This is a genomic window from Mesorhizobium sp. M4A.F.Ca.ET.050.02.1.1 (genome assembly GCF_003997725.1).
Taxonomy (GTDB): Bacteria; Pseudomonadota; Alphaproteobacteria; order Rhizobiales; family Rhizobiaceae; genus Mesorhizobium.
The window spans coordinates 1-11,081 of sequence record NZ_RZSG01000131.1 but is presented as its reverse complement, the minus strand read 5'-3'; the positions used below and the strand labels follow the sequence as shown (position 1 = coordinate 11,081).

Sequence of the window (11,081 nt, the reverse complement as noted above, 5' to 3'; positions counted from 1 at the left end):
CCCTTTCCTTCTCCCCTTGCGGGAGAAGGAGGATCGGCGCGTTAGCGCCGAGACGGATGAGGGGTGTTCCAGCGGAGTGAGACGCTGGCTTTCCCTGGAACACCCCTCATCCGTCGCCTTCGGCGACACCTTCTCCCACAAGGGGAGAAGGGGGAGCCCACATCCCTGCTCCGCAACATTCGAGATCAAACCCATCCCCGCTAATCCACGAAAATCAGCGCCGGCGTTTCCAGCAGCGCCTTGATGCGCTGCACGAACACCGCGGCATCCCAGCCGTCGATGACGCGATGGTCGAAGCTGGACGACAGGTTCATCATCTTGCGCGGGATGAACTGGGTGCCGTCCCACACCGGCCGCACCATCATCTTGTTGACGCCGACGATCGCCACCTCCGGATAGTTGATGACCGGCGTCGTCGCCACGCCGCCCATGGCGCCGAGCGAGGTGATGGTGATGGTCGAGCCTGACAGCTCGTCGCGGCTCGCCGTGCCCGACTTCGCCGCCTCGGCCAGCCGGTTGACCTCAGCGCCGCATTCCCACAGGTCGCGCGCCTCGGCATGCTTGACCACCGGCACCACCAGCCCGGACGGCGTCTGCGCGGCGATGCCGATATGGACGCCGCCATGCTGGTGGATGATGCCGGCCTCGTCGTCGAAGATCGCGTTGATGCTCGGCTGGTCGGCGATCGCCTTGACCATCGCCCGCATCAGGAACGGCAGCAGCGTCAGCTTCGGCCGGTCCTGCCGCTTTTCCTTGTTCAGCGTCGCGCGCAGCTCCTCCAGTGAAGTGACGTCGATCTCCTCGACATAGGTGATGTGCGGGATGCGCGATTTGGCGAGCGCCATCTTCTCGGCGATCTTGCGCCGCAGCCCGATAACCTTGATGTCCTCGACATTGTCCTTGCGAGCAAGACCGGAGGTTTTGGCGACCTGCGGCCCGCGCGCCAGGAACGCCTCGATATCCTCATGGCCGATGCGGCCGGCCGGGCCGGAACCCGCGACCTGCCTGAGGTCGATGCCGGCTTCCCTGGCGCGCAGCCGGACGGCGGGCGAGGCCAAAGGCTTCTCGCCTTCGGGACGCGGCGCGCCGGAAACCAAGTTCCGTGCCGCCCCATTTGCGGGAGCGGGCGCCGGCTTCGCTTTCGGCTCGGCGGCCTTTGACTGCGCCTTCGGGCTCGCCGGAGCGGCCTCGGGTTTCGGGGTTGGGAGCTTGGCTGGCGGTTCGGCCTTGATGGCCTCTTCCGCCGCATCGCTCTGCGGCTTCACATTGCCCTCGCCCGCAACCTTCAGCCGCACGATCGGCGAGCCGATCGCCACCGTGTCGCCGATCTCGGCGCCCAGCCACAGGATCTCGCCGTCGACCGGCGAGGGAATCTCGACGGTCGCCTTGTCGGTCATCACCGCGGCCAGCACCGTGTCCTCGCGCACCAGGTCGCCGACCTTCACATGCCATTCGACCAGCTCGGCCTCGGCGACGCCTTCACCGACATCCGGCAGCTTGATGACGTGCTCGCCCATGGTCAGGCCTCCCTTCAAGCTTCCAGCGTTTCGACGAGCGCGCGGCCGACCCTGGCCGGGCCGGGAAAGTAGTCCCACTCCTGCGCATGCGGATAGGGCGTGTCCCAGCCGGCGACGCGCACGACCGGCGCTTCCAGATGGTAGAAGCAGTGCTCCTGCACCAGCGCCGAGAGCTCGGCGCCGAAGCCCGAGGTCAGCGTCGCCTCGTGCACCACCACGCAGCGTCCGGTCTTCGTCACCGAGGCGACGATCGTGTCGAGATCGAGCGGCAGCAGCGTCCTCAGATCGATGATCTCGGCGTCTATGCCGGTCTCCGTGGCCGCCGCCTCGGCGACATAGACCATCGTGCCGTAGGCGAGCACCGTGATCGCGGCGCCCTGCCTGCGGATCGCCGCCTTGCCGAGCGGCACCGTGTAGTGGCCGTCGGCAACCTCGCCCAGATCATGCTTCGACCACGGCGTTACCGGACGGTCGTGGTGGCCGTCGAACGGACCGTTGTAGAGCCGCTTCGGCTCGAGGAAGATCACCGGATCGGGATCCTCGATCGCCGCGATCAGCAGCCCCTTGGCGTCGGCAGGGTTGGACGGCACGATGACCTTCAGGCCGGAGACGTGGGTGAACAGCGCTTCCGGGCTCTGGCTGTGCGTCTGGCCGCCGAAGATGCCGCCGCCGGTCGGCATGCGGACCACGATCGGACAGGTGAAGTCGCCGTTCGAGCGATAGCGCAGCCGCGCCGCCTCCGAAACGATCTGGTCGTAGGCCGGATAGACATAGTCGGCAAACTGCACCTCGACGCAGGGCTTCAGCCCATAGGCGGCCATGCCGATGGCGGCGCCGACGATGCCGGCTTCGCTGATCGGCGCATCGAAGCAGCGGCTCTTGCCGTATTTGGCCTGCAGGCCTTGCGTGCAGCGGAAGACGCCGCCGAAGAAGCCGACATCCTCGCCGAACACGACGACGCGTTCGTCGCGCCCCATCGACACGTCCATGGCGTCGCGGATCGCCTCGATCATGGTCCGTCTGGGCATGGTCAGACCCCCGCCTGCTGGCGCTGTCGCCTGAGATGCGGCGGCATCTCGGCATAGACGCCCTCGAACATGTCGCGCGTAGACGGCTTGCCGCCGGCGTGCAGCGTGCCGTGGCTCTCGGCCTCCTTTTGCGCGGCGATCACCGTCTCGAGGATTTCGGCTTCCGCCTGGGCATGGCGCTCGTCCGACCAGACGCCGCGCTGGATGAGATGGTTCTTCAGCCGCACGATCGGGTCGCCGAGCGGCCAGGCGTCGGACTCCGCCTTCGGTCGGTAGGCGGACGGATCGTCCGAGCTCGAATGTGCGCCGACCCGGTAGGTGACATATTCAACCAGCGTCGGCCCGAGATTGCGGCGCGCCCGCTCGATCGCCCATTTCGCCACCGCGTGGACGGCGAGATAGTCGTTGCCGTCGACGCGCAGCGAGGGGATGCCGAAGCCGAGGCCGCGCGCCGCGAAAGTGCCGGAGCCGCCGCGCGCAATGCCCTGGAAGGTCGAGATCGCCCACTGATTGTTGACGACATTGAGCACCACCGGTGCCTTGTAGGTCGAGGCGAACACGAGCGCTGCATGAAAATCGGACTCCGCCGTCGAGCCGTCGCCGATCCAGGCGGCGGCGATGCGCGAATCGTTGGAGATCGCCGAAGCCATCGCCCAGCCAACGGCCTGGATGTACTGCGTCGCTAGGTTGCCGGAGATGGAGAAGAAGCCGTGCTCCTTCGACGAATACATGATCGGCAACTGCCGGCCCTTCAGCGGATCGGCCTCGTTGGAATAGATCTGGTTCATCATCGTGACCATCGGGTAGCCGTCGGCGATGAGCAGCCCGGCCTGCCGGTAGGTCGGGAAGTTCATGTCGCCCTTGGCCAGCGCCTTGCGGAAGGCGCAGCTCACCGCCTCCTCGCCGAGATGCTGCATGTAGAAGGAGGTCTTGCCCTGGCGCTGCGCCATCTGCATGCGCGCGTCGAAGGTCCTGAGCGTCATCATATGGCGCAGGCCCTCGAGCAATTCCTGGTCGGAAAGCAGCCCGGCCCACGGCCCGACCGCCTCGCCGTCGCGGTTGAGCACGCGGATGATCGAGAACGCCATGTCGCGGATGGTGCGCGGATCGACGTCGATCTCCGGTCGCGGCGCCGATCCGGCCTTGGGGATGGTCACATTGGAGAAATCGGGCGTGCCACCCGGCCGCACCTCGGGCTCGGGAACATGGAACCGCAACATTCCAGCATCGGCCATGACCTACGTCCTCCAATGTTGCCGGTGCGATAGTTGCACATCCGCGCCGCTAATTCATCGGCCAGATGACGGGCCGTCCCCCGGCTTCTCGGCTGATCAAGGCCGATACGGCGCGCTGGCGACAAGATGCAGATATGACGGCGAAATTTCTTGTCGATGTTTTCGCCCGCCACGCAATTTGGCGAATGGCTGTGACCGGTCTGGCGCAAGAGCTTGAAATGCCCGGACCACGTAGGCGTTCGGGTAACTGTCGAGGCCAGTGCTGCCCCTCACCTGCCTGCCGGCACCTTTGTAACTTGTCCCTTGCCGACTCTGCTATTGCAGCAGGTGCGGTGGCGGACGAGAGACCGGAGCATCTTTGGGCCTTGAAGCCCGTGGGAGAGCGAGGGTCTTCGTCCGCCGTTCCATCGACCCCGAACAGTCGCCTGGGCCGCAAGCGAAGCCCGATTAGGCAAGGATGGGATAGGATGGAAATCGTTGTTGGCATCGACGTTTCGAAGGATCGGCTGGATGTGCATGTTTTGCCGTCCGGTGAAGCGTTTTCGGTTGGTAACGACCATGCCGGGGTGGAGGAGCTGGCTCGACGTCTTGCAGCCTTTTCTCCGACGGCAATCGGATTGGAGGCTACGGGAGGCTACGAGCAACTGGCGGTCGCCACTTTGGCGAGCGCCGGCCTTTCGGTTGTCGTGGTCAATCCAGCGCAGATCCGGGCCTATGCCAATGCGCTCGGCAAGCGGGCCAAGACCGATCCGATCGACGCTGCCGTCATCGCAGCCTTCATAGCTGCGACCAAGCCGGAACTGCGGCCGCTGCGCGATGCCGAGACCAGGACGTTGGCCGATCTCGTCACGCGCCGGCGCCAGATCGTGCAGATGATCGTGGCCGAAGAGAACCGCGCCCGCACGGTCAACGCAAGACAGGCGCAAAAGAGCATCAAGCGCCTGCTCGCCGCGCTCAGGCGTGAGTTGGAAAGCCTCGATGCCGACCTGGACGATCATATCCGCAAGTCGCCGCTCTGGCGGGTCCGGGAAAAACTGCTGTCCTCCGTGCCAGGCATCGGTCCCACCGTTGCCCGCACCATGATCGCCGAGATGCCGGAGTTGGGCAGCCTCGACCGGCGCCAGATCGCAGCGCTTGCAGGTCTCGCACCATGGACGAGGCAGTCCGGCACATGGCGTGGCAAGAGCTTCATCGGCGGCGGCAGGAGCCGCGTGCGCGCCGTCCTCTTCATGGCTGCCCTCGTCGCCATACGCCACAATCCGGTCCTCAAGGCCTTTCGCGACCGCCTCGTCGAGGTTGGCAAGCCGAAGATCGTCGCCGTCGTGGCCGTCATGCGAAAGCTGCTGACCATTCTCAACGCCATCATCCGCGACCAAAAACCATGGCAAACAGCTTGACAGCCAAGACAGTCGCTCTCCCCGTGAAGGACGGGGAGAAGGGAGGGCCGCAACCTCGCCGCTCTTTCTGCGACGCGCCAGGTGGCGAAACCATCAACGCCAGCGCATTTCTCCCCGTTCTTCACGGGGAGAAATGTCCGGCAGGACAATGAGGGGCAGCGCCAGCGTTCTATGATTTGGCAGGACCTGTTACGCATCACCGCCCACGAACCACCAGCAGGTCACCCGCCCGACTTCGGCACCAGCAGGGGAATGATCCGGTCGCTCTTGGCGACGGACGGCCGGCCGCTCGAGGCATAGGGGATGCCGAGCGCGTCCCAGGTCTCGACCAGGGCGTCCTGAAGTTCGGCGATCAGCGCGTCCGAATGGAACGGCGTCGGCGTGATGCGCAGCCGCTCGGTGCCGCGCGGCACCGTCGGATAGTTGATCGGCTGGATGTAGATGCCGTGGACGCCGAGCAGGCGGTCGCTGGCCATCTTGCAAAGTTCGGGATCGCCGACCAGCACCGGCACGATGTGGGTGGACGATTCCATCACCGGGAGGCCGGCGGCGGCAAGCACCTCCTTGGTCCGCGACGCCTGGCGCTGCTGCGCGTCGCGCTCGGCCTGCGAGCGCTTCAGATGCCGGATCGAGGTGGTGGCGGCGGCGGCAACAGCCGGCGGCAGCGCCGTGGTGAATATGAAGCCCGGCGCATAGGAGCGCACGGCATCGATCACCGCGCTGGTGCCGGTGATGTAGCCGCCGAGCGTGCCGAAGGCCTTGGCGAGCGTGCCTTCGATGATGTCGATGCGGTCGGCCAGCCCCTCGCGCTCGGTAATGCCGCCGCCGCGCGGACCGTACATGCCCACCGCATGGACCTCGTCGATATAGGTCATAGCGTTGTAGCGCTCGGCGAGGTCGACGATCTGCTTGATCGGGGCGATGTCGCCATCCATCGAATAGACGCTCTCGAAGACGATCAGCTTGGCGCGCTCGCGTCCCGCAGCCTGCAGCAGGCTCTCCAGATGCGCGACGTCATTGTGGCGGAAGATCTTCTTTTCGGCGCCCGAACGGCGCACGCCCTCGATCATCGAAGCGTGGTTGAGCTCGTCCGAGATGATCAGGCAGTTCGGCAGAAGCCGTGCGATGGTCGAGATCGAGGCCTCGTTGGAGACGAAGCCGGAGGTGAAGACGAGCGCTGCTTCCTTGTCGTGCAGGTCGGCCAGTTCCAGTTCAAGCTCCACCAGCGGGTTGCTGGTGCCGGAGATGTTGCGGGTGCCGCCGGCGCCCGACCCCATCTTGCCGGCAGCCTTCTGGAAAGCGTCGATGACGTCGGGATGCTGGCCCATGCCGAGATAGTCGTTGGAGCACCAGACGGTGATTTCCTGGGCGCGGCCGTTGGAACGCCAGATGGCTCGCGGGAACTTGCCGACAATGCGTTCGAGGTCGGCGAAAACGCGGTAGCGCCGCTCCGCATGGAGCTGGTCGATCGCTTCCTCGAAGAACCGCTGGTAGTTCATGTCGCCTTCCCGATTTTGTGCCGGATCATAGTCATTGCCCCATCAGGCGTCCACCGGGGCCCTTTGGTCAAAATGCCACGCCCCAAGCGTGTTCCTAACGACCACGGATCGTGGCCTATTCCCTTGATGTGGATCAACTTTGTTTCAGTACGATGCCTTGGGCCCCGGCGACTGTTACGCATTTGACACTGGAGTTTTATTCGCCTTGCGGCGCGCTTTCCAGTAAGGCGGCCTTGAGACAGTTTCCAACAAATCTTGATCAGCGAGGACGCGTATGACGGTTTTGGTGACGGGCGGTGCCGGTTATATCGGCAGCCATATGGTCTGGGAGCTTCTGGACGCGGGCGAGAGCGTTGTCGTTCTCGACCGGCTTTCGACCGGCTTCGAATGGGCGGTGGCGCCGGAGGCCAGGCTCGTCGTCGGCGATGTCGCCGACCGCGAACTGGTCGGCCAGATCATCAGGGACAACAAGGTCGATGCCATCATCCATTTCGCCGGCTCGATCGTGGTGCCAGAGTCGGTCGCCGATCCGCTCGGCTACTACGAGAACAACACTTCCAAGACGCGCACCCTGATCGAAACGGCCGTGCGCGAGGGCGTGCCGCATTTCATCTTCTCCTCCACCGCCGCGGTCTATGGTGGCGCCGGATTGGAACCGGTGCGCGAGGATGCCGGGCTTTCGCCGGTATCGCCCTACGGCCTTTCCAAGCTGATGAGTGAGTGGATGTTGCGTGACGCGGCGAAGGCGCACGATATCCGCTATACGGCGCTGCGCTATTTCAACGTCGCCGGCGCCGATCCCAAGGGCCGCACCGGCCAGTCGACGCCGGGCGCCACGCATCTGATCAAGGTCGCCTGCGAGACCGCGCTCGGCAAGCGCCCCTTCATGCAGGTGTTCGGCACTGACTATCCCACCCCGGATGGCACCTGTATCCGCGATTACATCCATGTCAGCGATCTGGCGGCGGCGCACCGGCTGGCGCTGCAGCGGCTACGCGAAGGCGGCACCAGCCTGGTCGCCAATTGCGGCTACAGCCACGGTTACTCGGTGCTGCAAGTAATCGACAGCGTGCGCCGCGCCTTCGGCCGTGATTTCGAGGTCAAGATGGGCGACCGCCGCCCCGGCGACGCCGCCGCGATTGTCGCCAACTCCGAGCTTGCCCGCGCTGAGCTTGGTTGGACGCCGCAGCGCGACGATCTCGATCAGATCGTTGCCGACGCGCTGGCCTGGGAACGCATCCTCAGCGGCAAGAACTCGGCACGCGGCTGACCCAATCAGCTTGCGAGCCCAAGGGCTCGTCCTGCGCGCCGAGACGCGCTATTGAGGATCTCACGGCGGCGCGTGGAGGCGCGCCGCCCTGTTCGAGAGCAATTCCAGGAAAAGTGTGCAACGGTTTTCCGTCCGGAATTGGTCAAAACAAGGAAATAGAGCGGTTCTGCGTTTCCGTGAAACGGTGAACCGCTCGAGGGGTGCGGCATGAAGGTCTTGGTGCTTGGGGCCGGCGTCGTTGGCACGGCGGCCGCCTATTACCTGGCAAGCGATGGCCATGAGGTGACGGTGATCGAGCGCCACCAGGCCGCCGCGCGTGGCACCAGCCAGTCGAATGCCGGCCTTGTCTCGCCCGGGGACGCCACCGCCTGGGCTTCGCCCGCCGCGCTGAAGACCTTCCTGCGCGCGCTCTGGAACCACGATCTCGGCATCAAGGTCAGGCTGCGCTTCGATCCCTATTTCCTCGCCTGGAGCCTGCGCTTCCTGCGCCAGTGCACGGTGGCGCGCCTGCGCGCCAACAGCCAGGTCAAGCTGCGCCTGGCGCTCTATTCCCGCGACTGCATCAACGCGCTCTCGGAAGCGACCGGCATTCACTACGACGAGCGCAAGAAGGGCATTCTCTATTTCTTCCGCTCGCAGCACAGCCTCGACACCGGCACCGACAATTACCGCTACCTTGCCGAGCACGGCCTGCCGATCGAGATCGTCGGCCGTGACCGGCTGATCGAGCTGGAGCCCGGCCTCGCCGGCGCCAGGGACAAGATCGCCGGCGGCGTCTATTCGCCGATCGACCAGACGGGCGATTCCCGGCAGTTCGTGGAAAAGCTCGCCGCTTATGCGGCCGAAAAGCTCGGCGTCAAATTCCTCTTCGGCACGACCGTCGAAGGCCTCGACATCGAAGGTGATCATGTGCGCTCGGTGATGACCTCGGCCGGCCCGGTCGCCGGTGACGCGGTGGTCATCTCCTTGGGACCGGAAAGCGGCCTGCTCGGCCGCCGCTACGGCATCGACCTGCCGGTCTATCCAGTGAAGGGCTACACCGCGACCATACCGCTGGAGGACGAGAGCAAGGGGCCGACCATGGGCGGCGCCGACGAGGACCAGCTGATCGGCTATTCGCGGCTCGGCAACCGGCTGCGCCTTGCCTCGACCGCCGAGTTCACCGGCTTCGACCGCAGCTTCAAGCCGCGTGATTTCGCCGCCATGTTCAGGACCGGCAAGGACCTGTTTCCCGGCGCCTTCGACGAGAAGAAAGCGGAGCTTTGGGCGGGCCTCAGGCCAATGATGCCGAACTCCGTGCCGGTGATAGGGCAGGCGCGCTACACCAACCTTTACCTCGACACCGGCCACGGCCATGTCGGCTGGACGATGGCTTGCGGCTCGGGAAAATTCCTCGCCGATATCGTCGCCGGCCGCAAGCCGGAGATCGATCCGCAAGGGCTGGTCTACAGGAACTAGAGATGTCTGGACCGCAAGTCGCCATCGATCTCGGCCGCATCGAGCGCAATGCGCGCACCGTCGTCGAGCGCTGCGCGCATTCCGGCATCAAGGTCTTCGGCGTCACCAAGGGCATGTGCGGCATGCCGCAGGTGGCGCGCGCCATGCTGCGCGGCGGCGTTGCCGGCATCGCGGAGTCACGCTTCGAGAACATCCGCCGGCTGCGCGACAGCGGCATCAATGCGCCGATCATGCTCTTGCGCAGCCCGCCCATCGCGCGCGTCGAGGAGGTGGTGCGGACCGTCGACATCAGCCTGCAGTCGGAACTTTCGATCATCCGCGAGATCGCCCGCATCGCCGAGCGCATGGGCCGCGTCCACGACATCATGCTGATGGTCGACCTCGGCGACCTCCGGGAAGGCATCTGGCCGAACGACCTTGTGCCGACCGTCCAGCAGATCCTGGAGATGAAGGGCGTGCGCATTGCCGGCATCGGCACCAATCTCGGCTGCTTCGGCGCCATCTTGCCGACCGAGGAGAATCTCGGCCAGCTCGTCGCCCATGCCTACAAGATCGAGCGTCTGTCGGGCAAAAGCCTCGATTGGATATCGGGCGGCGCCTCGTCCTCGCTGCCGCTGTTGCTCGAAGGCCGGCTGCCCGCCGGCATCAACAATCTGAGGGTCGGCGAGGCGATCCTGCAGGGCGGGCTGGAAACTTTTCGCGATCCGCCCTGGGAAGCGCTGGAGCTCGATGCCTGCCGGCTTACCGCCGACATCATCGAGGTCAAGAGGAAGCCATCGCGGCCGATCGGCCAGTCCGGCTACGACGCCTTCGGCAACCAGCCGGTCTTTCCCGATGAGGGCGACAGGCTGCGCGCCATTGCCAATATCGGCCGCGAGGACGTGCTGGTCGAAGGCCTGATGCCGATCGCCAAGGGCGTGCGCGTGCTTGGCGCCTCCAGCGATCATCTTCTGCTTGACGTGCAGGACGCCGATCCAATCCCCGCCGTCGGCGGCCGCGTCGCCTTCCGCATGAGCTATGGCGCCATGCTTCTCGCCATGACCTCCGAATATGTCGAGAAGGCCCCGATGCACGATGTCGAGGACTATTCCGGCCGTAAGATGGTGTCGATCTCGGCCGAGCCGTCGGCGGCAGGCATCCTCGCCCGCGAGGCGACCGGGGCGCGGCTTGAGGCGATGAACTTCGACGTCGTCGAGCTGGCCGACGCGGAACGACCGCCATCGGGCCTGATCCGGCTGACGGCCGGCGCCGACCGCCGCATCGCCCATACAGCACTTGCCGCGACCGCGCGGGCGACACACTCATTTGGCCTGATCTGGATCGATTCCATCGCCGCGCTCATGCCGGAGGAGATCGAAGGCATCGACCTGCCGGAGGCTTCGGTGCTCGCCCGCATGTTGGGTTTGGATCACAAGCCGGGCGCTTTGCAGCCGCAGCTTTCGCCGGAAAACATCGTCATCGTCGGCTTGCGCCATGCCGATCCGGCCGAGGCGCGGGTGCTGACGGATTCGCGCGTCTCCGCCTTCACCATGACCGACATCGACGCCATGGGCATGGGGGAAGTGATGCGGGAGGCGATCCACATCGCCTCCTCCGGCACCCAAGGGTTCCACGTCGCCTATGCGCCCGAGGTCACCGAATTCGCCGGCTGGGCGGCAGGCTCGGGCGGGCTCACGG

8 protein-coding genes are annotated in these 11,081 nt (G+C 65.5%); 4 read left to right on the top strand and 4 right to left on the bottom strand.

Annotated elements, in window-relative coordinates; all coding sequences use genetic code 11:
* Positions 1–200: 200 nt before the first annotated feature.
* Genes EOA33_RS11865 through EOA33_RS11855 form a run of 3 tightly spaced genes read right to left on the bottom strand, consistent with a single transcriptional unit; the run spans position 201 to position 3,780 of the window.
* On the bottom strand, positions 201–1,517 hold the full coding sequence (locus EOA33_RS11865; RefSeq protein ID WP_126057337.1) for a dihydrolipoamide acetyltransferase family protein: 1,317 nt from the start codon (positions 1,515–1,517) through the stop codon (positions 201–203).
* Positions 1,518–1,531: 14 nt separating this feature from the next.
* Positions 1,532–2,545 (bottom strand): alpha-ketoacid dehydrogenase subunit beta, encoded by a 1,014-nt coding sequence (locus EOA33_RS11860; protein ID WP_126057336.1) that lies wholly within the window; start codon positions 2,543–2,545, stop codon positions 1,532–1,534.
* Between the two features lie 2 nt (positions 2,546–2,547).
* Positions 2,548–3,780, bottom strand: a complete 1,233-nt coding sequence (locus EOA33_RS11855; protein WP_126057335.1) for a 3-methyl-2-oxobutanoate dehydrogenase (2-methylpropanoyl-transferring) subunit alpha — start codon at positions 3,778–3,780, stop codon at positions 2,548–2,550.
* Between the two features lie 467 nt (positions 3,781–4,247).
* Between EOA33_RS11855 and EOA33_RS11850 the strand changes: the two genes are divergently transcribed.
* Entirely contained in the window at positions 4,248–5,177 is a 930-nt protein-coding gene (locus tag EOA33_RS11850) for an IS110 family transposase (protein WP_126057235.1), read from the top strand.
* Between the two features lie 221 nt (positions 5,178–5,398).
* On the opposite strand, the gene hemA is transcribed toward EOA33_RS11850, so the two are convergent.
* Positions 5,399–6,676 carry a 5-aminolevulinate synthase gene (gene hemA, locus EOA33_RS11845; RefSeq protein ID WP_126056567.1) on the bottom strand — a complete coding sequence of 426 codons (1,278 nt, stop codon included), beginning with the start codon at positions 6,674–6,676 and terminating at the stop codon, positions 5,399–5,401.
* 274 nt (positions 6,677–6,950) lie between these two features.
* Here hemA and galE point away from each other — a divergent pair, with 274 nt between their 5' ends.
* From galE to EOA33_RS11830, 3 genes are all read left to right on the top strand, one after another.
* Positions 6,951–7,946, top strand: a complete 996-nt coding sequence (gene galE / locus EOA33_RS11840; protein ID WP_126056566.1) for a UDP-glucose 4-epimerase GalE — start codon at positions 6,951–6,953, stop codon at positions 7,944–7,946.
* 207 nt (positions 7,947–8,153) lie between these two features.
* Positions 8,154–9,404 carry a D-amino acid dehydrogenase gene (locus tag EOA33_RS11835; RefSeq protein WP_127405700.1) on the top strand — a complete coding sequence of 417 codons (1,251 nt, stop codon included), beginning with the start codon at positions 8,154–8,156 and terminating at the stop codon, positions 9,402–9,404.
* A gap of 2 nt (positions 9,405–9,406) precedes the next feature.
* Positions 9,407–11,081 (top strand): alanine racemase (locus tag EOA33_RS11830; RefSeq protein ID WP_127405699.1); only part of this gene is annotated, 1,675 nt, incomplete at its 3' end.